This window comes from Rhodococcus sp. Q1 (assembly GCF_004153645.1).
Lineage (GTDB): Bacteria > Actinomycetota > Actinomycetes > Mycobacteriales > Mycobacteriaceae > Rhodococcus > Rhodococcus gordoniae.
On sequence record NZ_SDMJ01000001.1, the window covers coordinates 757,308 to 777,691 of the forward strand.

Sequence of the window (20,384 nt, forward strand, 5' to 3'; positions counted from 1 at the left end):
TCCCGTCGCGAATCCCGAAGTGAACAGCGACATTCCGTACTTCGACAGCGTGTACGAGGGGTGGACGCCGGCCGGTGGGGCATGTCGACCGTGCACTGTTCCCGTCAGCATCGGGTGCACGTCGAGACAGGCGAGGAGATCATTCCGCAACTCGGTCACGAACCGAACGTAAGTGAACTACTCCCATCAGAGAATGACGTTCTTCCCCTACGCGGTGAATCCCTGCGAGCAGAAGTCCCAGACCTCGTCGGCCGTGATGGGACGGTTCGTGCTGTCGTCGCCCCCGCTGGACTGAGCGATGAACATCACGGTCTGCATCGTCATGGTGGCCATCCGCTTCGGATTCGCCCCTTCGCGCAGACTGCCCTCGGCATCGACCTTCTCCATCAGTTCTGTGAACAGCGCGAGCATGGAGGCGTGCGCGACCTTCACCTCTGCAGGATGGGTGAGCAGCAGCTGCGCCGCGAAGTCGGTGAACAGCGGTCGCTGAGCCGTGGGATCGGGCCGGGACGACTCGAACAACAACTCCACCGCGACACGGAGCTGGTCGAGAGGGGCCTTCTCGCCGGCGGCAGCGGCGCGGATCTGGTCGGCAGAGCGGCTCAAGGCGTCCTCGAAGAGGGCGAGCAGCAGCTCGTGCTTACCGTCGAACTGCAGGTAGAAGCTGCGAAGCGACTGCTTGGAGCGGTCGACGACCTCCTGGACCGTGAAGTCGGTGCTGCCTTTTTCCGTGATGATCGCCTGCGCGGCGTCGAGAAAGCGCTGAACGCGCTGCTCGGCGCGCAGTTTGGCTGTCCGGAGGGAGCGCTCGACTGCGCGTTGCTTCCAGGCCGGTTCTTCCCTGGGGCCCGTCACTGCCGGGATCGCCCTGTGTCGCGGGGGGTGGACATAGGAGCACTGTACCGGAGCGCAGGGGCGCACAGCGGGACCGACCTCCCGTTCCCGCACCGATTCGAGAATAATCCTCTCGCCAGGAGAGAGTGTTATTCTGTCACGCCTACCGGGGCTCGGCGCCGGGAAAGGAGGCAGTCGGACGGTGTGCGACGGCGATCACCTCGTCGTCCACAGCTGTAAGGTCCGGACCTACATCCTTCGGCGCGTGGGGTATTCGCTACCGGAATCGTCGTTCGCTGCGGCAATTTCGGTAGCGGACAACGATTCCGGTAGCGGAGGGGCAGCCCGGAAACGTGTATGTCCGACGTGATTTTCCCGCTCGGATCGTGGAGTGAATCACGTTGTCCCATATACGGACGTGCACCGGAACGAGGTCTTGGAAGGAAGGTTCTCTTCTGAAAGAATAAAATTCCGGACGAGATCGAAGGAGCACTATGACGCCCGACGAGCTGTGCGACAAGTACGCCATCACCGAACTCCTCTACCGCTATGCGACGGCGGTGGACACCAAGGACTGGAAGAAGATGACGTCGGTCTTCACCGAGGACGCCCATCTGGACTACAGCGCCGTGGGTTTTTCGCCCGGACCGAGGGACGACGTGCTGGCGCAGTTGCAGAAGGCACTGTCGTACCTGCCGATGTCGCAGCATTTCATCACCAACGTCGAGGTCGATCTCGACGGCGACCGGGCGACGGTGCGAGCGATGTTCTACAACCCGATGCAACTCCCCGGCGTCGACGGCCTGACCTATTGCGGGGGCAACTATCACCACGAGGTCGTGCGAACGGAAGACGGCTGGAAGAGTTGCCGCCTCATCGAAGAGAGCCTGTGGTTCTCCAACCATCCCGACCCGGCGAAGAACCAGGTGCGCTGATTGCCGATCGTCGACCGGGGTAACCGACCGGCGTGGACCAGTCGGAAGCCCCGTTGCTCGATGCTCTCGCGCAGTACCATCGGCTCGACCGATACGGCTACTCCCCGCCGGGACACCGGCAGGGCCGCGGCGTGGACGACCGGGTCGCGCACGTGCTCGGAAGGGATCCCTTCCGAGCGGATGTCCTCGCTTCGGGCGGCCTCGACGACCGGCTGTCGCGCAACGGTTATCTCAGCAGAGCCGAAGAACTCATGGCCGAAGCAGTCGGAGCCGAGCAGGCCTTCTTCTCGACCTGCGGCAGTTCGTTGTCGGTCAAGGCTGCCATGATGGCGGTCGCCGGCAACGATCCCGGAGGGTTGCTGCTCGGCCGCGACTCGCACAAGTCGATCGTCGCCGGACTGATCTTCAGCGGTGTCACCCCGCGCTGGATCACCCCGCGATGGGACGAGGAGATGCACTTCTCCCATCCGCCGTCGCCACAACAGGTTCGTCGGATGTGGGACGAGTACCCCGACGCAGCAGGGGCGCTGATCGTCAGTCCCAGCCCCTACGGGACGTGCGCCGATATCGGGGGTATCGCCGATGTCTGCCACGAACGTGGCAAGCCGCTCATCGTCGACGAGGCGTGGGGAGCGCACCTGCCCTTCCACGACGACCTGCCGACCTGGGCGATGGACGCCGGAGCCGATGTCTGCGTGGTGAGTGTGCACAAGATGGGTGCCGGTTTCGAGCAGGGCTCGGTGTACCACGTCCAGGGCGATCTGGTCGACGCCGCACACCTCTCGGCGTGCGCCGACCTCCTCATGACCACCAGCCCGAACGTGCTGATCTACTCGGCGATCGACGGTTGGCGGCGCCAGATGGTCGAGCACGGCACCGAATTGCTCGACAAGGCCCTCGACCTGGCCCGGAGCACTCGGGTCAGGATCCGAGGGATCGACGGGATCTCGGTCCTCGACGACCGGCTGCTCGGCGACGAGGCCTCGCACGACCTGGACCGGATGCAGATCCTCATGGACCTCGACGAACTCGGGGTCTCCGGATATCAGTGTGCCGACTGGCTGCGCGAACATTGCCATGTCGACGTCGGCATGACCGATCACCGCAGGATCCTCGCCACGATGTCCATGGCCGACGACGAGGACACCGCCGATCGGCTCGTCGAATCACTCGAGGCGTTGTCCCGGGCGGCGGAGTCCTTCGATGCGCCGCCGCGGATCGATCTGCCGAGTCCGGACGAACTGCAGCTCGAATCCGTGGTGTCCCCGCGTGACGCGTTCTTCGGCCGGACCGAGATGGTGCCGGCAGACCGCGCTGCCGGCCGCATCGCGGCGGAACAGCTCACCCCGTATCCGCCGGGCATCCCCGCGGTGGTGCCGGGGGAGCGACTCGACCGGGCGGTCGTGGACTATCTCCGCAGCGGTGTGGGCGCCGGGATGAACGTGCCCGACGCGACCGACGGTGCCCTCGACGAGTTCCGGGTGGTCGTCGACACGGCGACGGCGTCGATCGACTCGCGGTGACGAAACGAAAAATATTGTGGGCCAGGACCTTTCGGTCCGGGCCCACGACGGTGCGCAGCTTCGATCGGTGACTCAGCCGAGCCGGATCGCCCTTTCGGGACAACCCGCCGTGGCCTCCCGCACGGACTCCTCGTGCTCGGCCGGTACCTCGGACACGAGTGTGACGGCGTACCCGCCGTCGCTCAGATCGAAGACCTCCGGGCAGGCGGCGAGGCAGACACCGTGTCCACGGCAGGCATCGTCGTCGACGAAGACCTTCACTCCGCCTCACCTTCGGCGGGCGTGTACTCGAGGTGTAGTGCGAGCAGGCCGCGCAGGATGAAGGTCGGCAGGTAACCGAACTTCCGGTCGTCCTCGGGGCCGTGCACCTTCTCGGAGATCCGGATCTCGCTGGTGCGCTCGAGCAGGCGCGCGATGCCCACGCGACTTTCCGTGCGGGCGAGCGGAGCACCCGGGCACGTGTGCACGCCGCGGCCGAACGCGATGTGGGTACGGGCGTTCCGGCGGTCGAGGTCGAACTCGTTCGGATCGGAGAACTGGCGCGGATCGCGGTTGGCGGCGCCGTTGACCAGCATCATGATCGTGCCGGCCGAGACGTCGACCCCGCCTACGGTGGTGGAGGTCTTCGTGAGCCGGAAGTCGCCCTTGATCGGGCTCTCGAAGCGCAGCGTCTCCTCGATGAAGTTCGCGATGCGATCGGGTTCGTTCCGCAGAGTCTTCTGGAGTTCGGGCTGTTCGGCGATGATCCGCATCGCGGAGCTCAGCAGACGTACGGTGGTTTCCTGACCGGCGGAGAACACGTTCGCGGCGATGCGGAGGACGTCGTCGACCGGCGGGAGGGTGCCGTCGGGGAAGGTCGCGGTGGCGAGACCCGTCAGCACGTCGCCGGTCGGGTGCGCCCGGCGGTCCTCGATGTACGCACCGAACTTCTTGTACAGGAACTCGAGGGGGTTGAGTTTCAGGGCTTCACCCTCGGTGCTGCCGAGCGAGAATCCCTTCTCCACCTGGATGTTCAGGCCCTCGATGAATTCCTGGTGGTCGCTTTCCGGGACGCCCAGCAGGTCGGCGATGACGAGCATCGCGAACGGCGCGGCGAAGCCGGTGATGTAATCGCCCTCGCCCCGGGCCAGCAGGTCGTCGAGGAGCCGGTCGGCGATGCGTTCGATGAACGCCTCGTTCTCCTCGAGACGCTTGGGGGTGATGAGCCGCATCAGAAGGCCGCGATGGTCGGTGTGCTGAGGGGGGTCCATCGTGGGGAGCTGGTCGTTCATCGGCAGCGAGGGGCGGTGCTCCTCGATGAAGTCGGTGATGTCGTCGCTCTCGGGGCAGGCCGGGAGTCCGGAGAACGGGCCGGTCACCGAGATGCACGACGAGAACGTCTGCTCGTCGCTCAGGACCTGGATCGCCTCTTCGTATCCGGTGACCATCATGACGTCGTGATGGGGTTCGCGACCGACCGGGCATCCCTCGCGGAGGGCGTCGTAGTAGGGGTACGGGTCCTGGACGAGGTCCGGATCGGTGAAGAAGTTCTTCGTCTCGATGTCGGTCATGGTTCCTCCCGGGCCGGGCTGTGGGCTGGTGCGGAGTTCGACCTCGCCCCGCGGCCGTCCCGCGCGCGAAGCCGTGTCTCGCCCGCACATCCAACCACGGCATGGAAAATCCGGCGCGAGGGGATGTTTCGCGCATTTCGGACTTGTGGCCGATAACGTGACAGCCATCGTGAATCTGTATTCGATCTTGAAATGTCGGACCGTCGAAGCGTGGAAACAACAACGCGGCGGGCGGTGTCAGCTGCGGGACAGGGCGGTGGGGTGCGCTTCGGTGTCGACTCCCGGGATGCCGCGTCCGCGCAGCGACGCGCCTGCCGTCTCCGCCACGAAATACAGCGCGACGAGCCCGACCGCGCACGCGCCCATCATGTAGAAGGCCGGGACGAGGTCGTTCCCGGTCCGTTCCACCAACCATTCGTTGATCGCCGGCGCCGTGCCGCCGAACAGCGATGTCGACACGTTGTAGGAGATCGCGAAACCGGCGAACCGAACGTGCGTGGGAAACATCGCGGGGAAGGTCGCCGAGATGGTCGACAGCTGCATCACGTAGAGCAGGCCGAGGATGGTGAAGCCCACGACTGCCCATCCGAAGCCCACGGACATCAGCATGTACATCGGGATGGCGAGAACGAACAGGCCGGCCAACGATGCCGCCCAGAGCGGTTTGCGACCGATCCGGTCCGACAACGCGCCGGCGAAGGGAATGACCGCCATCATCGCGAGCTGGCCGATCAATACCAGGACCAGGGACGCGGTGCCGGTCAATCCGATCCGGTTCTCGAGATAGGTGGGCATGTAGCTCAGCAGCGTGTAGTTGCACACGTTCAGCGCGACGACCAGCCCCATCAGTTCGACGATCGGCCGCCAATATTTCGTGAGCAGGTCCTTGAACTCGGCGCCGACGCTGCTCTCCTCCTCGTGCGCACGCTCGAGCTCCTTGAAGACCGGGGTCTCGTCGAGCTTCGAACGCAGGTAGAGACCGACGAGCGCGAGGGGACCGGCGACGAAGAACGGAAGACGCCAGCCCCACGTCGCCATGAACGCGTCCGTCGACAGCAGATCGATGATCAGGACGAGGCACGCGCCGGCCGAGAAACCGCCCAGTGTGCCGAACTCGAGGAAGCTGCCGTAGAAGCCGCGTTTGCGGTCGGGGGAATATTCGGCCATGAACGTTGCCGCCCCGCCGTATTCACCACCGGTGGAGAACCCCTGGAGCATGCGCAACAGCACAAGCAGCACAGGCGCCCAGAACCCGATCGATTCGTACGACGGAACAGCACCGAGCAATACTGTCGAACCACCCATCAGCAGGATGGTCAGTGCCAGGATCTGCCGGCGCCCCAACCGGTCGCCGAGCGGGCCCCATACGAAACCGCCCAGCGGACGCATGACGAAGGAGACTGCGAAGACACCCAGCGTGAGCAGTGTCGCGGACTCGAGATCGCCGGGGAAGAACGAATCGGCGATATAGGTGGCCGTGTATGCGTAGACGCCGTAGTCGAACCACTCGGTGAAATTACCCATGGCCGATGCGCCGATGGCGCGTCGCACCTGTTCCGGGGGCGCAGACGAGGCCTCCGGCGTCGGGGTGGCGGAACCGGTATCCACGGTCGTTCCCTTCGATCGAGAGATCGAGATCGGTGCCCCCGTGCGTACCCGGGTGGGAAGACCGTGAAACCGACGCCGGCAGAGATTCCTCGAGGCCGGACTCAGGCGGACAGTGCGCTGAGCGGGTGCGCCGACGAGGTGTACCGCACTCGACCACGGCGGTCCACCGCGGAGTCGATGTCGACGGTGCCGAGCCGCTCGTCGCAGATGCGCACGAGTTGCTCGAGTATGTGCGGTTCGAATCGGTTCCACCGGTGCGCGGTCAGCAGACCACGCAGGCGATGGAAGTACTCCTCGGGGGCGATCCCGAACGTGACCCAGATGTCCTCATCGGGCCCGCCGTTCCAGTGCCGCCACTTGACGGCGAAATCGAGCGTCGCAGCTTCGTCGGCCATGACGGAACTCCTGTTCGGTAGGGGGGAGCTCGAATCCCGCCATGCGGTGCGGCTCCAGGCGATCAATTCCTCGGCGGGGACGGGAGCGGGCGAGACGACGAACGCCTTGCTCACCCGGCCGAGCACATCGCCGTCGTCGGCGATGCTCACTTCCGCTCCGGCACAGGGTTTTCCACTCGTGGTGGCGATCTGTTCGACAGTGGCGCCACGACGGGATGTGGGTGGACCGGGCAGCATGGTCACACTCTCTCGCTCGATCAGGTCGAGGACGGCGTCCGTCTCGAAGACCGGGACGGGAATCGTCGTGGCGCCCCGGACGAACGACGCGACGACCGGATCGCGCGCTTCCCGGCTCCCGTCGTCGCTGCATCGCCGGACGTGTGCGTGTCCTGAGGACGGCTGCACACTTTTCCGAGCGGGGGGTCTGTCCGCAGGGTGCGTGAGCCTGCTCGCTCCGGGACGTTTGGATGCGCTCTCCGCGGGGATCCTTCAATGGTCCTGTCCCCTCGACGCCGGGAGCGCCTGTGCCTGCAACGACCGCGACCGTTTCGCCCACCGACGCCGTTCGGCTCCTCGGACAGGTGGCCGTGCCGTTCGTGGCTGTGGGACCGATCGCTCGGCGACGGTGGGCCATGAAGCTGCTCGAGAAGAACCAGTCGGACGCCCGCGTGGTCCGTTTGGTCGCGGATCTGCGTGAGCGGCACGGTGACGGGCCGCTCGTCGTGCCGATCCCCGGACGCACGCTCGCGATCGTCCTGGCGTCGGACGATGTGGATCGGATCCTGCGTACCGACACGGCGTCGTTCACCGCGGCCAACAAGGAGAAGGTGGCTGCGCTCAGCCCGTTCCAGCCCAACGGTGTGCTCATCTCCCGAGGTGACATCCGCGCCCAGCGACGTGCCTTCAACGAGTCGGTGCTCGAACCGGAACACGCCCTGCACCGCCTCGCCGGCGACTGGGTCCCCGTGATCGAGCAGGAGGCGCAGGGGCTGCTCGATCAGGCGAGGTCGCGCGGTGAACTCGACGCCCCGGATTTCGTGCGGGCCTGGTGGCGGCTGGTCCGGCGACTCGCGTTCGGCGACGCCGCTCGTGACGACGAGAGCATCACCGACCAGCTGTGGACGCTCCGCTCGAACGGGAACTGGTCGTTCGCGCATCCCCTTCGGCACCGCCTGCGCGATCGGTTCACCCAGAACCTGCACCACCACGTCACTGCGGCTCCGTCCGAGAGTCTGGCCGGTGTGGTCCGAGACCTCGCAGCACCGGCGTCCGTCGACCCGATCGGGCAGATGCCGCACTGGCTGTTCGCGTTCGACGCCGCGGGCATGGTGGGCGCCCGCACCCTCGCCGTGCTGTCCACGCACTCCGAACAGCGCCTGCGCGTCGAGGCGGAACTGGCGGGCACCGAAGCCGGGACACCGCAGGTCTACGAATACCTGCGGGCCTGTGTACTGGACACGACCCGCCTGTGGCCGACCACCCCGGTCATCCTTCGGGACTCCGTGGAGGAGACCGCATGGAGCGACGGTGCCGGCGGCACCGCGACCATCCCGGCGGGGACGGGCTTCGTGATCCTCTCCTCGGCCTTCCATCGCGCCGACCACCTCCCGTTCGCCGACACCTTCGAACCCGAGATCTGGCTGGACGGCCGAGCCGAACGTCATCCGGCGCTCGTGCCGTTCAGTGCCGGCCCGACGGTGTGCCCCGGACGCAGCATCGTCCTCTTCACGGCGAGCACCTTCCTCGCGTATCTGCTCCGCTCCGCGGACTTCACGGTGGTGTCGAACGTGAAGCCCGATCCGACGGGTCCCTTGCCCGCTACGTTCGACAATTTCGGGTTGCGTTTCGCGGTGCGGTGAACCCCTTCCGGTACCCACTCGGCGCCGTCTCCACGACACCCTGTGCCATGACGTCGCTCACTGTTCGGCCCTGTTCTGCCCCGAACAGGTGAGAGCGATGGTGTCCATGTGACTCCAGTGGGGCAAAACGGGCAGTTTTTGTCCGGTACCGGTCGGTTTTCTGTCAACCCGACACGCTGGCGTAGTCAAACATCGAAGTACTCTGTGATGGAATCGTGACCCTATCGTTACCGAGGGCCTGTCCCAGAGGAACTGTTGTGAGCCGAAATTCTGAATCCACTCCCATCCGAGAAACCACCGACATCCGTCGCCGTGCAGCACGTACCGGCAGGTGGATGGCCGTCGCGGTCCTTGCGAGCGCAGTGACGGTCGGTGGCACGACGGTCGCGAACGCTGCGGGCGACCAGATCCGCACCGAGTCCGGTACGGCATGGACCGGTGCCGGTGAGAACCTGTCCACGGCACCCCAGGTGCTGAAGGTTGCCGATGTCGACGCATCGCACTACACCGAGAAGCTCCGTCGCGCCGCCGACCGTGAAGCGCAGCGCGTCGCCGAGGAGGTCGCCGCGCAGGAAGCAGCGCAGCGGGAAGAGGCCGAGCGGATCGCCCGTGAGGCCGCCGAGCGGGCAGCTCGCGAAGAAGCCGCTCGTCGTCCTGCCCTCGCATTCCCGGCCGCCGGCACCCTCACCTCGGGCTACGGTCCGCGCTGGGGTACGAACCACAACGGCATCGATGTCGCCAACTCCATCGGCACCCCTATCGTCTCGGTCACCGACGGCGTCGTGATCGAGTCCGGTCCGGCCTCGGGCTTCGGCCTGTGGGTGCGCATCGCCCAGGACGACGGTACGACCGGCGTGTACGGTCACATCGACCAGTCCCTCGTGTCGGTCGGCCAGCACGTGCGCGCCGGCCAGCAGATCGCCACGATGGGCAACCGCGGCCAGTCCACCGGACCACACCTGCACTACGAGGTGTGGCAGCCGGGTGGCGCCAAGATCGATCCCATCCCGTGGTTCCACGCGCGCGGCGTTCCCGTGCCCAGCTCGCACCTGGGCTGATCCGGTACTCGACAGCCGTGAACGAAGCCTGAAACGAACACTGCCCCGGCGCATTCCGCGTCGGGGCAGTGTCGTTCTCGCAGCTACCAGATGCGCACGCGCTTCGAAGGGTCGAGATACAGTTCGTCGCCCTCGTGGACGTCGAACGCGTCGTAGAACGCATCGATGTTGCGGATCACGCCGTTGCAGCGGAACTCCGGCGGCGAATGCGGGTCGACCGCGAGTCGGCGGGACGCCTCCTCGTCACGAACCTTCGTGCGCCACACCTGAGCCCATCCGAAGAACACGCGCTGCAGTCCGGTCAGCCCGTCGATGACCGGCGCCGGCTTGCCGTCGAGCGCGATCTCGTAGGCCTTCAACGCGATCGACAGGCCACCGAGATCTCCGATGTTCTCACCGATCGTGAAACTGCCGTTGACACGCTGTCCGGGAAGGGCTTTCGGTTCGAACTCGTCGTACTGCGCGATGAGTGCCGCGGTACGCTTGCCGAATTCCTCGCGGTCCGAATCGGTCCACCAGTTCTCGAGGTTGCCGTCGCCGTCGTACTTCGCGCCCTGATCGTCGAAGCCGTGGCCGATCTCGTGTCCGATGACCGCGCCGATTCCGCCGTAGTTCGCAGCGTCGTCGGCATGCAGGTCGAAGAACGGAGGCTGGAGAATCGCTGCGGGAAAAACGATCTCGTTCATCCCCGGGTTGTAGTAGGCATTGACCGTCTGCGGGGTCATGAACCATTCGCCGCGATCCACCGGGCCACCGAGTTTGCCGAGATCGCGGTCGTACTCGGCGGCGTACCCGCTGCGGTAGTTGCCCACCACGTCGTCGGGCGCGATCGTGACGGCGGAGTAGTCGCGCCAGGTGTCGGGATAACCCACCTTGGGTGTGAACTTCTCGAGCTTGCGCAGGGCCGCCTCACGGGTGGCCGGGCTCATCCATTCGAGGTCGGTGATGGACTGCCGGTACGCCTCGGTGAGGTTGTCGACGAGCACCTGCATCCGCGTCTTCGCCTCGGCGGGGAAGTGCCGTTCGACGTAGAGCTTGCCGACGGCCTCGCCGAGCAGGTCCTGCACGAGCGACACGCCGCGTTTCCAGCGGTCGCGGATCTCCTGCGTACCGGTGAGCGTGCGCCCGTAGAAGGCGAAGTTCTCCTCGACGAAGACATCGGACAGGTACGGGGCTCGCGCGCGCAGCACCCGCCACACGGCCCACGCCTTCCAGTCGTCGAGGTCCTCGCCGGCCCACAGCGCGGCGAACGTCTCGAGGAAACTCGGCTGACGCACCACGATCTCGGCCCACTGTCCGGTGGCCGCGCCGGTAGCGGTGATCCAGCCTGCCCAGTCGAACTGCGGGAGATCGGTGAGCAGCGAGTCGAGCGTGAGCAGGTTGTAACTCAGGTCGGCGTCGCGACGCTTGACCACATCCCAGTGGCCTGCGGCCAGCTTCGTCTCGAGCGCGACCACATTCGCCGCGTCGTAGGGCAGATCGGCGAGCGCGAACATCCGGCCGACGTGTGCGGTGTACTGCTCACGGATCTCGGCGTAGCGGTCCTCGCGATAGTACGACTCGTCGGGCAGGCCGAGCCCGCCCTGCGAGACGTGCACGAGATACCGCTCGGAGTTCTTCGAATCGGTGTCGACGTAGTGCGCGATCGCGCCCGTCACGCCGGCGCGCTGCAAGCGTCCGAGCACCGCCGCGAGCGCAGCACGGTCCGTAGCGTCGGATACCGCTCGGAGTTCGTCACGGATCGGGTCGAGACCGGCGGCCTCGATCGCCGCGGTGTCCATGAACGAGGTGTACAGGTCGCCGATCTTCTGAGCGTCGGTGCCCGGTCCGGCGCCGGACGCCGCGGCTTCCTCGATGATGGCCCGGACGTCGGCCTCGGCCTTGTCGGCGAGCGTACGGAACGCGCCGTCGAGTGCGCGATCGGCAGGGATCTCGTGTTCGGCGAGCCACCGGCCGTTGACGTGTTCGAACAGGTCGTCCTGAGGACGGACCCGCTCGTCGACGTGTCCGAGGTCGATGCCGGAGCGGATCTCCGAGTTCTGCGCGAGGGTCATGCCTCACATCCTTACACTCGATTCGCCCGGCGTGCAGACACCGACGTGCAGATATCTGTGGAAGTGGGCGAACACGCACGCGGCCGGGCGCAGGCTCCTAGCATCGGGCACATGACCGAAGGTTCCATGGCGGAGCCGCCCGCGGCGACCCCGCCGACACAGATGCTGGTCGATCCCCGCTTCATGCCCGTCGCGGATCTGTTCTTCCGAATGTTCTACAAGCCGAGCCAGGGTGGTGGCGCTCTCGCGTGCTGTCTGCACGGTGAACCCGTGCTCGACATCTGGGCGGGCTGGGCCGCGCGCGACAAGCGCTGGACGCGCGACACCGTCGTGCTGTCGTTCTCCACCGGCAAAGGGGTGGCCAGCACGGTGGTGCACCGTCTCGCCGAACGCGGGTTGCTCGACTACGACGCCGCCGTGGCCGAGTACTGGCCGGAGTTCGCTGCGGCCGGCAAGGAGACGATCACGCTGCGGCAACTCATGTCGCATCGCGCCGGACTGCACAAATCGCGAGGTCTCGTGCCCGGCCGCGAGGGTCTGCTCGACTCCGAGGCGGTAGCCGCCGCGCTCGCCGCGTCACCGCCCGATCCTCGCCGATTCCACGGACCGGGCTATCACGCCGTCACCTACGGAAACCTCGTCGCCGAGGTCGCGTCGCGAGTGTCGGGGGTGCCCTTCCAGGAGCTCGTGCGCACCGAGATCGCCGAGCCGCTCGGCATGGACGAGTTCTGGTACCGCGTGCCCGAGGACCAACGGCACCGCATCGCCCGGGTGTTCCCGAAGGTCAACTTCCTGCCGGCGCCGTGGACGACATCTGCGGCGGTGTTGTCGCGCGCACCCGGAGTGCGGGGGCTGGTCGAAGCGGGCATGGCAGAGGGATTCGACGAACTGATGCGCAGTCCGTCGGCTCACGACGCCGTCATGCCCGGATGGAACGGTGTGTTCACCGCACGTGCTCTCGCTCGCATGTACGCGGCGATTGCGAACGAAGGAGCGATCGGCGGTGTCCGCCTGCTGAAAGAGGACACCGTTCAGCAGTTGCTCGAAGTGCAGACCCGGCGGCGGGACTACGTGCTCGGTATCCGGCCCAACTGGCGGCTGGGCTACCACCCCGGATGGGTTGCGCTGCGCGAGCAGCCGCTGCGCTCTGTCGGACACTTCGGATTCGGCGGCTCGGGAGCGTTCGCCGATCCGGAGACCGGGCTGTCGGTCGCATTCGTCACCAACCGCATGGGCAACACCTTCACCACGATCTCCGACGGACGGTTCCCGAGGCTCGGCGCGGCGGCCGTCACCGCTGCGCGCCGCGCAGCGTGATCGGACCTCCCCGGCCACGTCGATCGCCGCGAGGACCCGGTCGCTCCGACGCACGGTGACCGTGGCGCCGCCGGGTCGTGGATCGGGCGGCCGGACGCTCGATGCTCGGTATGAGAGAGCTGGGAGATCCCTGCGAATCAGTTATGCGCGGGGGAACAGCCGGACATTGGCATGCGCGCGCACGTAGACGGTGCCGTCGGCGGCGCACAGCGTCGTCTCGAAGGACGCGAGGCGCCGTCCGGCCCGCACCGCTTCGGACCGCAGTTCGACGACGGGCCCGGGGACAGCGGGCGAGCGGAGGTAATCGAGGCCGATCTCCAGCACGCGATAGTCCTGACCGATGCCGGTCAGCGTCTGTGCGGCCAGACCGGTGACGGCCTCCGCCATCGATACGAGCACACCGCCCTGCACCGAACCGATCACGTTGGCCATCCATTCGCGCGGCGACAAGCGGGCCTGCACGACTCCGTGCTCGGCGGCCGTCACCTCGAGTCCGAGCAGGCCGGCGAGCGGTCCGCGGGGAAGAGTCCCGGTGGAGATGCCCGTGACGATGTCGAGGCCGGGCAGTTCGGCCAGGATCGCCGCATCCGACCACGGTTCCGGCTCACCGCGTTCCGGCACGGTCTCCGCCGCGTCCGGGCCGAGTTCCGTCGGTGTACGCCCGACGACGATGGATCGGCCGACCAGGTGCGCAACGAGAACGCCCTGCTCGTCGTGCACGTCCGTGCGCGACACCGCGGTCGAGTCGTCGTAGTACAGGCTGCTGCCGCGGCCGACGAGGAGGCCCGAGGACGGGAAGGGGTGTGCGAGCGTCGCCGTCACGTGCGACAGCACACCCTGCGGTCGCTCACCGGTCTCCGCGAACCGGGCGATGCCGGCGGGTACGCCCGCGGCGAAGTCGGTGAAGACACCGACGGAGGCGAGGGTGGTCTGCCCGCGGTGGTCGAACAAGTGCGGTCCGACGGCTTGGGTGATCGAGACCGACGCGTCGTCGGCGATCTCGATGTCGACGCCCATCACACGACCGGGACGGTCGACGGAGAATTGTGCGGTCTCGATTGCCATACCTTGCTTCTATCAGGGACGGCGCGGACGAGACCGGGCGGGGAGTGGTTCGCCCCGGTGCAGGATCGCCCCCGGGCTCAGCTCTGCGGCGTCTCCGGACCGCGACGGCCCTCGAGTTCCCGGATCCGCTTCGACGCCTCCTCGAGCCGCTTCTTCCTCTCCGCAGCCTCCGACTTCTTCAGCTCCTCGTAGACCTTCTCGTCGTCGTCGCTGTACTTCAGGATCAGACGCGGAACGCTGAGCGTGACGATCAGCGACGGCCATACGATCCACGCGTAACTCCAGTCGAGGACGATCTGCAGGACGAGGAAGGTCACCAGGGTGATGCCGATGATGATCCAGTCCAGTGTCTCGACCGTACTTCCGCGGTCGCGGAGCGATGCCAGTTCGTCCTCCGCCGACTGCGGCGCCGCAGGAGAGGTGTCGCGGCGAACCGCCGGGGCCGAGACGTCGGGGATCATCCGGATGTGGCCGTCGACCTGCTCGAGAGGCGCCCCGCCGGGCAGCCCCCGGAAGGAGGGGAGCAACGCCGAAAACGTTCGCGCGGAGGATATCTCCCCGGACCGTTCGTAGAACTCGGCGCTGTCGAGGCGGCCCGCGGCGTAGTGCTCGCCGAGCGCGTTCAACGCGTGCATGCGTTCGGCGTCGCTGAGCAGCAGGTCGTCGTGATCGGAGTTGCCGGTCATTTCTTTCCCGCGCTTTCGGAGTCGGTTGTCGAGTCCTCGTTCATCCCTGATCCTAGAGCCGGCGACCGGGCGTGTCCCGGGCGATGATGGCCGCCTGGATCCGCGACTGCACACCCAGTTTGTGGAGCACCCGGGCGACGTGTGTCTTCGCCGTGTGCCGGATGCGCGATGAGTTCGTGCGGGGTGGCCGGTCTGTATCCGTGACACCCCACCGCGTCCCGCACAGGGACGATCGAACACAGGAGAAACCATGTCGCGCATGCTGTTCGTCAACCTCGCCGTCGAGAACGTCGCCGCCTCCCGAGAATTCTTCGACCAGCTCGGATTCACCTTCAACGACATGTTCTGCGACGAGAACACCGCGTGCCTGGAGATCAACGAGCAGACCTACGTGATGTTGCTCGAGAAGCCGCGTTTTCGCGACTTCATCAACGACGACATCTGCGACACCACGAAGGCCCGCGAGGCGCTGATGTGCGTGTCGGCCGACACTCGCGAGGCCGTCGATGCGCTCGTGGACGGTGCCGTCGCCGCGGGTGGCAGCGAATGGGTGACGTCCGGCGGGCAGAAGGCGCAGGAGGAGATGGGGGACTTCGCCCATCAGCGGGCCTTCCTGGACCTCGACGGCCACGTCTGGGAGGTCATGTGGATGGATATGTCGGCCGCAGCGCAGGCGTGGGCACCGGATGACGCCGAGGAGAACGCCACCGCGTAAGGCCGACCGTGCGGTTCAGCGGGCTGCCGGGTCCTCCGGCAGCCCGAATCGGGCGAACAACGCAGTGGTGTCGTCGGAGAAGAAGACGGTGGCGTGCGTGACTCTACCGTCGACGATGTCGAGCACTTGCAGTTGGAAAGGGTGGTGGCGGCCGTCCTCCCCTCGCATGTACAGCCCGAACGCCGGTTGGCCGTTCGCCACGGCGGGAAGCAGCACCTGGTCGCCGGGGCCCTTCGCGGGACAGTTCTTCTTGATGAGGGTGACGATCGCGTCGGGACCCCGGTACCAGCCCTCGAAGGGAGGCATCTCCCAGACGGCGTCCTGGGTGAGCATCTCGACGAGCGAGTCGATGTCGTACTTCTCGAAGCCGTCGACCCAGCGCTGCAGCAACGCCTTGGTCTCGGCGCTGTCGGGTTCGGCGAGCTCGTCGTCGCGGATACGGGCGTCCTTCAGCTGCGCGCGTGCCCGCTGCAGGAGGCTGTTGACCGCGGCCGTCGACGTGTCGAGCGCGGCCGCGACCTCGGTGGCGCGCCACTGCAGGACTTCGCGGAGCAGCAGGACCGCCCGCTGACGAGCGGAGAGATGCTGCAGGGCCGCGACGAACGCGAGACGCACGGAGTCGCGGGAGGCGGCGATGGTGGCAGGATCCGACGGATCGTCGGTGGTGTACCCGGCGGGGAACGGTTCGAGCCAGGGCACCTCGGGACGGGTGACCAGATCCTCGGTGGGATCGGAACTCGGCGCACCGAGCCCGGTGGGCAACGGCCGGCGACTGCGACCTTCGAGCGCCGTCAGGCACACGTTGGTGGCAATCCGGTGGAGCCAGGTGCGCAGTGAGGAGCGGCCGCCGAAGTTCTCGTACCCGCGCCAGGCGCGCAGGTAGGTTTCCTGGACCAGGTCTTCCGCATCGTGCAGCGACCCGCTCATGCGGTAACAGTGTGCGAGCAGTTCTCGGCGGAACGGCTCGGCGAGCTCCATGAAATCGGTCGACGTCGATGTCGAGCCGGTTGATTCCTCGAGCAGTTGTTCGGTCATGAGCGCGATACCCCCGGCTGGTCGGACCCGAATCCGCTACCCGTCAGAGAGTAGTCGGGGGTACCGACAGGCGACAGCGATAATCACGGGGTCTCGATCGGGGCGCCGGATGCAGGTACCGTGCACGCAGTCGCGCCGAGGTGAGCGCGTGGTGGACGGAGTGGGGACAGGTCGTGCACGAGTACACGCTGCGCGAGGGCGTATCGGACGGACCGGGCCACAGCGGACAGGACCACAGCGGACCCGACTGCACCGGACCGGTCGGACCGTACGCGAACGGCCTCCCGCCCGGCGCCCTGGACGTCGAACGACCCGCGCTCGACCGATTCGGGCCGGCCGAGCTCGGGCGGGCCGTGGTCGTCGCCGCCGTCCTGATCGCCTTCGTGGTGTGGGCGGTGCTGCGGTGGACCGTCCGGCCCCGGCAGCACAGCATCGTCGAAGCGGCCGCGCACGGCACCGTCGACGCCTTCGAACATCTCGGACCGACCTTCGTGAAGCTGGGTCAGCTCATCGCGTCGTCGCCCGGATTGTTCCCCGCCCCCCTCGCCGATGCGTGCCTGCGCATGCTCGACGACGTTCCCACCTTCCCGTCCGAGCAGGCCCGCGCGGTGATCGAGGAGGATCTCGGACATCGCATCGACGAGATGTTCGAGTCGTTCGACGACGTGCCGCTCGCCGCGGCATCGGTCGCACAGGTGCACGGTTGCGTGCTACGCGACGGCCGCCGGGCGGTCGTGAAGGTGCAGCGACCGGGGATCGCGCACCGCATGCTCGTCGACCTGCGGGCCGCTTACGTGGGTGCGAAAATGCTGCAGATCTTCGAATTCTTCCGCATCGCGAACACCCCCGGAATCATCCGCGATCTCCACAATGCGACGATGACCGAACTCAACGCGGCCGTCGAAGCGGATCGTCAGGATCGCTTCCGCCGCAACATCTCCGCCTTCGACGACAACCGCTACGTCACGGTGCCCGAGGTGTACTGGCAATGGTGCGGACCGCGGGTGATCTGCATGGAGCGACTGCAGGGCAAGCCGGTCGACCGGGTGGTGCCGGGCCAGGACGATCTCGACACCTCCCTGCTGGTGCGCCGCGGGGTGAAGGTGTGGATGGAGGCGGTGCTGTGTCACGGTCCGTTCCACGGTGACGTGCACGCGGGCAATCTGTGGCTGCTCGACGACGGGCGCGTGGCGCTGCTCGACTTCGGCATCGTCGGCGAACTGCCCGACGAGTGGCGCGCGCTGTTGCGGGCGTTGTTCCGCGCCGCGCTGCTCGACGGGAACTTCACGGCGGTCGCGCAGAGTGTGCGCGCCCTCGGGGTCGCTGCCGATCTCGACGTCGACGACGCGGCGGTCGGACGGCAGGTCGCCGAGATCTTCGGCCCGCTGCTCGGCCAGGACGTGGGGGAGTTGCGGCTCAGTGAGCTGATCGGCGCGCTCGTCTCGCTCGGACGCAAATGGCACACGTCCACTCCCGAGGAACTCGTGTTGTTCGGGAAGCAGCTCGGATACTTCGAGCGTTACGCGACCGCGCTGGCGCCCGGTTGGGTGCTCGGCCGCGATCCGTTCGTCTTCCGGAACATCTTCCCGGAGGAAGTCGCCATAAGAATCGCCGAATCGAACGTGAGCCTGCCCGACTGAGGCAGAACCCCGTTCGGCCTTTACAGGATCCGTCGCGCCCCGTAATTTGAACGATCGTTCGACCAAATTATGGTGCGAGCCACACTGGCTACCGGAAGGACCGCGACCTCAATGGCAACTTCGCAGGACGTCGTACTGAGCACGCGCGACGGAAATGTCGTGACCTGGACGATCAACCTTCCGGAGGCGCGCAACCCGATCTCGGGTGACGCCGTGGTCGACCGCCTCGTCGAGCTCGTCGAGGAGGCCGACCGCGACATCGACACCCGCGTCGTGATCCTCACCGGCGCCGGATCGGCCTTTTCCGCCGGCGGCAACGTCAAGGACATGGACGAGCGTCGCGGCATGTTCGGCGGCGCACCCCACGCCCTGCGGGAGGGTTACCGCCGCGGCATCCAGCGCCTGCCCCGCGCCATCTACCACTGCGAGGTGCCGATCATCGCCGCCGTCAACGGACCTGCCGTGGGTGCCGGTTGCGACCTCGCGATGATGTGCGACATGCGGATCGCCTCGACGACGGCGTTCTTCGCGGAGAGCTTCGTCAAGCTCGGCATCATCCCCGGCGACGGCGGCGCCTGGCTGCTGCCGCGCGCGATCGGTGCGGCGCGGGCCGCCGAGATGGCCTTCACCGGCGATCGTGTCGATGCCGCGACGGCCCTCGACTGGGGCATGGTCTCGCAGGTCGTCGAACCCGAGCAGCTCCTCGACGCCGCGAACGCGCTCGCCGCGCGTGTCGCCGTCAATCCCCCGAACGCACTGCGCATGACGAAGAAGCTGCTGCGCGAGGGCCAGCGCGTCGACCTCGACACGCTCCTCGAGCTGTCGGCTTCTCTCCAGGCCCTCTCGCACCACAGCGAGGACCACCGCGAAGCCCTCTCGGCGTTCCTCGAACGACGCACCGGCGACTTCACCGGCAACTGACATTTCATCCCCAAGAACCCGAGGACACGCCATGCAGCGGACGATCTTCACCGAAGAACACGAGCAGTTCCGGAAGATGGTGCGCGACTTCATCGAACGTGAGGTCGTGCCACATCGTGAGGAATGGGACGAGATGGGCCGTCCGCCTCGCGAGTTCTTCCGTCGTCTCGGCGAATTGGGAATTCTCGGGATCCAGGTGCCCGAGGAATACGGCGGTGGTGGCGAGTCGAGCTTCAAGTTCGATGCCATCGTCTTCGAAGAGGTTGCGCGCGCAGGAGTCTCGTTCGGCTCCTACACCGTGCACGCCTGCCTCATCCTGCCGTACCTGCTCGAATATGCGACCGAGGAGCAGAAGCGCCGCTGGCTGCCCGGCTTCGCCGACGGCTCGATCATGACGGCGATCGCGATGACCGAGCCCGGCACCGGGTCCGATCTCGCGAATATCGCCACCTCGGCGAAGCTGTCCGAGGACGGCTCGCACTACATCCTCAACGGCGCCAAGACCTTCATCACCGGCGGCGTCACCGCCGACCTCATCCTGACGGTGTGCCGCACCAGTCCGTTCGATCCCGAGAACCGCCGCGGCGGACTGTCGATCATCGCGGTGCCCACCGACAGCGAGGGCTTCGCGGTGGGCCGCAAGCTCGACAAGATCGGCCTGCACCAGCAGGACACCGCCGAACTGTCGTACACCGATGTGAAGGTGCCGGTCGAGAACCTCCTCGGCGAGGAGGGTGCGGGCTTCGACTATCTCACCCACAATCTGCCACAGGAGCGTCTGAGCATCGCTCTGAACCAGGTCGGTTTCGCCGAGGCCGCGATCGCCCACGCGATCGCATACACCAAGGAACGCAAGGTGTTCGGAAAGCCGGTCGCTTCCTTCCAGAACACCAAGTTCGTGCTCGCCGAGTGCTCCGCCGAGACCCAGGCGGCGCGGGTGTACGTCGACCACTGCCTCGAACTGCTCGACCGCAAGGAGCTGACCGTCGCCGACGCGGCTCGCGCGAAACTGTTCTGCACCGAGGTCGCCGGACGCGTGATCGACAAGTGCCTCCAATTGCACGGCGGCTACGGCTACATCACCGAGTACCCCATCGCCCGCCTGTACGCCGACACCCGGGTGACCCGGATCTACGGCGGCACCAGTGAGGTCATGAAGACGATCATCTCCAAGGATCTGGGGCTGTAG

General features: G+C 66.7%; 17 protein-coding genes and 2 pseudogenes. 9 read left to right on the plus strand and 10 right to left on the minus strand.

All coding sequences use genetic code 11. The annotated features are described in order from the left end of the window. Nucleotides 1–207: 207 nt before the first annotated feature. The gene (locus EQ874_RS03615; protein ID WP_207213466.1) at nucleotides 208–855 is read right to left on the minus strand and encodes a TetR/AcrR family transcriptional regulator; all 648 of its coding nucleotides are present in this window, start codon (nucleotides 853–855) and stop codon (nucleotides 208–210) included. 473 nt (nucleotides 856–1,328) lie between these two features. Here EQ874_RS03615 and EQ874_RS03620 point away from each other — a divergent pair, with 473 nt between their 5' ends. Continuing rightward, nucleotides 1,329–1,769, plus strand: a complete 441-nt coding sequence (locus EQ874_RS03620; RefSeq protein ID WP_129975614.1) for a nuclear transport factor 2 family protein — start codon at nucleotides 1,329–1,331, stop codon at nucleotides 1,767–1,769. 32 nt (nucleotides 1,770–1,801) lie between these two features. After that, on the plus strand, nucleotides 1,802–3,292 hold the full coding sequence (locus EQ874_RS03625; protein ID WP_129975616.1) for an ornithine decarboxylase: 1,491 nt from the start codon (nucleotides 1,802–1,804) through the stop codon (nucleotides 3,290–3,292). Nucleotides 3,293–3,364: 72 nt separating this feature from the next. On the opposite strand, the gene EQ874_RS03630 is transcribed toward EQ874_RS03625, so the two are convergent. The 4 genes and pseudogenes from EQ874_RS03630 to EQ874_RS03650 all read right to left on the minus strand — a co-directional run. Beyond that, nucleotides 3,365–3,553 (minus strand): ferredoxin, encoded by a 189-nt coding sequence (locus EQ874_RS03630; protein WP_016931668.1) that lies wholly within the window; start codon nucleotides 3,551–3,553, stop codon nucleotides 3,365–3,367. Continuing rightward, the gene (locus EQ874_RS03635) at nucleotides 3,550–4,842 is read right to left on the minus strand and encodes a cytochrome P450 (RefSeq protein ID WP_064063898.1); all 1,293 of its coding nucleotides are present in this window, start codon (nucleotides 4,840–4,842) and stop codon (nucleotides 3,550–3,552) included. The genes EQ874_RS03630 and EQ874_RS03635 overlap by 4 nt, the downstream gene beginning before the upstream one ends. A 237-nt stretch (nucleotides 4,843–5,079) precedes the next feature. After that, nucleotides 5,080–6,366, minus strand: coding sequence for an MFS transporter (locus EQ874_RS03640; protein ID WP_242496653.1), 1,287 nt, complete (start codon nucleotides 6,364–6,366; stop codon nucleotides 5,080–5,082). A gap of 593 nt (nucleotides 6,367–6,959) precedes the next feature. Next, nucleotides 6,960–7,178 (minus strand): annotated as a pseudogene (locus EQ874_RS03650) (hypothetical protein); the annotation flags it as partial. A gap of 191 nt (nucleotides 7,179–7,369) precedes the next feature. Here EQ874_RS03650 and EQ874_RS03655 point away from each other — a divergent pair. Beyond that, entirely contained in the window at nucleotides 7,370–8,704 is a 1,335-nt protein-coding gene (locus EQ874_RS03655) for a cytochrome P450 (RefSeq protein WP_129975620.1), read from the plus strand. A 335-nt stretch (nucleotides 8,705–9,039) separates the two neighbouring features. Beyond that, nucleotides 9,040–9,762, plus strand: coding sequence for a M23 family metallopeptidase (locus EQ874_RS03660; RefSeq protein ID WP_129975622.1), 723 nt, complete (start codon nucleotides 9,040–9,042; stop codon nucleotides 9,760–9,762). Between the two features lie 83 nt (nucleotides 9,763–9,845). On the opposite strand, the gene EQ874_RS03665 is transcribed toward EQ874_RS03660, so the two are convergent. Further along, nucleotides 9,846–11,816 (minus strand): M13 family metallopeptidase, encoded by a 1,971-nt coding sequence (locus tag EQ874_RS03665; protein WP_129975624.1) that lies wholly within the window; start codon nucleotides 11,814–11,816, stop codon nucleotides 9,846–9,848. 111 nt (nucleotides 11,817–11,927) lie between these two features. On the opposite strand from EQ874_RS03665, the gene EQ874_RS03670 reads away from it, so the two are divergent. Then, nucleotides 11,928–13,133, plus strand: coding sequence for a serine hydrolase domain-containing protein (locus tag EQ874_RS03670; RefSeq protein WP_016931677.1), 1,206 nt, complete (start codon nucleotides 11,928–11,930; stop codon nucleotides 13,131–13,133). Between the two features lie 141 nt (nucleotides 13,134–13,274). Here the strand turns inward: EQ874_RS03670 and EQ874_RS03675 are convergent, their stop codons facing one another. The 3 genes and pseudogenes from EQ874_RS03675 to EQ874_RS23095 all read right to left on the minus strand — a co-directional run. Then, nucleotides 13,275–14,198 carry a PaaI family thioesterase gene (locus EQ874_RS03675; protein WP_016931678.1) on the minus strand — a complete coding sequence of 308 codons (924 nt, stop codon included), beginning with the start codon at nucleotides 14,196–14,198 and terminating at the stop codon, nucleotides 13,275–13,277. A gap of 77 nt (nucleotides 14,199–14,275) precedes the next feature. Continuing rightward, nucleotides 14,276–14,884: a DUF1707 domain-containing protein gene (locus tag EQ874_RS03680; protein WP_016931679.1), complete on the minus strand. Its 609-nt coding sequence runs from the start codon at nucleotides 14,882–14,884 to the stop codon at nucleotides 14,276–14,278. A gap of 52 nt (nucleotides 14,885–14,936) precedes the next feature. After that, a pseudogene (locus EQ874_RS23095) lies at nucleotides 14,937–15,038 on the minus strand (DNA-binding response regulator); the annotation flags it as partial. Nucleotides 15,039–15,134: 96 nt separating this feature from the next. On the opposite strand from EQ874_RS23095, the gene EQ874_RS03690 reads away from it, so the two are divergent. Further along, nucleotides 15,135–15,599: a hypothetical protein gene (locus EQ874_RS03690; protein WP_064063909.1), complete on the plus strand. Its 465-nt coding sequence runs from the start codon at nucleotides 15,135–15,137 to the stop codon at nucleotides 15,597–15,599. A gap of 15 nt (nucleotides 15,600–15,614) precedes the next feature. Here the strand turns inward: EQ874_RS03690 and EQ874_RS03695 are convergent, their stop codons facing one another. Next, complete coding sequence (locus EQ874_RS03695) at nucleotides 15,615–16,634, minus strand: sigma-70 family RNA polymerase sigma factor (protein WP_129975626.1); 1,020 nt, start codon at nucleotides 16,632–16,634, stop codon at nucleotides 15,615–15,617. A gap of 140 nt (nucleotides 16,635–16,774) precedes the next feature. On the opposite strand from EQ874_RS03695, the gene EQ874_RS03700 reads away from it, so the two are divergent. The 3 genes from EQ874_RS03700 (at nucleotide 16,775) to EQ874_RS03710 (ending at nucleotide 20,384) form a co-directional block, all read left to right on the plus strand. After that, nucleotides 16,775–18,274: an AarF/ABC1/UbiB kinase family protein gene (locus EQ874_RS03700; RefSeq protein ID WP_129975628.1), complete on the plus strand. Its 1,500-nt coding sequence runs from the start codon at nucleotides 16,775–16,777 to the stop codon at nucleotides 18,272–18,274. A gap of 111 nt (nucleotides 18,275–18,385) precedes the next feature. Then, the gene (locus tag EQ874_RS03705) at nucleotides 18,386–19,195 is read left to right on the plus strand and encodes a crotonase/enoyl-CoA hydratase family protein (RefSeq protein WP_064063912.1); all 810 of its coding nucleotides are present in this window, start codon (nucleotides 18,386–18,388) and stop codon (nucleotides 19,193–19,195) included. Between the two features lie 31 nt (nucleotides 19,196–19,226). Next, nucleotides 19,227–20,384, plus strand: a complete 1,158-nt coding sequence (locus EQ874_RS03710; protein WP_064063913.1) for an acyl-CoA dehydrogenase family protein — start codon at nucleotides 19,227–19,229, stop codon at nucleotides 20,382–20,384.

Excerpts from the sequence above, each read along its gene's own strand:
- EQ874_RS03620 (WP_129975614.1), top strand. The coding sequence starts at position 1,329 with ATGACGCCCGACGAGCTGTGCGACAAGTACGCCATCACCGAACTCCTC.
- EQ874_RS03635 (WP_064063898.1), bottom strand. The coding sequence starts at position 4,842 with ATGACCGACATCGAGACGAAGAACTTCTTCACCGATCCGGACCTCGTC.
- EQ874_RS03640 (WP_242496653.1), bottom strand. The coding sequence starts at position 6,366 with ATGGGTAATTTCACCGAGTGGTTCGACTACGGCGTCTACGCATACACG.
- EQ874_RS03660 (WP_129975622.1), top strand. The coding sequence starts at position 9,040 with ATGGCCGTCGCGGTCCTTGCGAGCGCAGTGACGGTCGGTGGCACGACG.
- EQ874_RS03665 (WP_129975624.1), bottom strand. The coding sequence starts at position 11,816 with ATGACCCTCGCGCAGAACTCGGAGATCCGCTCCGGCATCGACCTCGGA.
- EQ874_RS03670 (WP_016931677.1), top strand. The coding sequence starts at position 11,928 with ATGACCGAAGGTTCCATGGCGGAGCCGCCCGCGGCGACCCCGCCGACA.
- EQ874_RS03675 (WP_016931678.1), bottom strand. The coding sequence starts at position 14,198 with ATGGCAATCGAGACCGCACAATTCTCCGTCGACCGTCCCGGTCGTGTG.
- EQ874_RS03680 (WP_016931679.1), bottom strand. The coding sequence starts at position 14,884 with ATGACCGGCAACTCCGATCACGACGACCTGCTGCTCAGCGACGCCGAA.
- EQ874_RS03690 (WP_064063909.1), top strand. The coding sequence starts at position 15,135 with ATGTCGCGCATGCTGTTCGTCAACCTCGCCGTCGAGAACGTCGCCGCC.
- EQ874_RS03695 (WP_129975626.1), bottom strand. The coding sequence starts at position 16,634 with ATGACCGAACAACTGCTCGAGGAATCAACCGGCTCGACATCGACGTCG.
- EQ874_RS03705 (WP_064063912.1), top strand. The coding sequence starts at position 18,386 with ATGGCAACTTCGCAGGACGTCGTACTGAGCACGCGCGACGGAAATGTC.
- EQ874_RS03710 (WP_064063913.1), top strand. The coding sequence starts at position 19,227 with ATGCAGCGGACGATCTTCACCGAAGAACACGAGCAGTTCCGGAAGATG.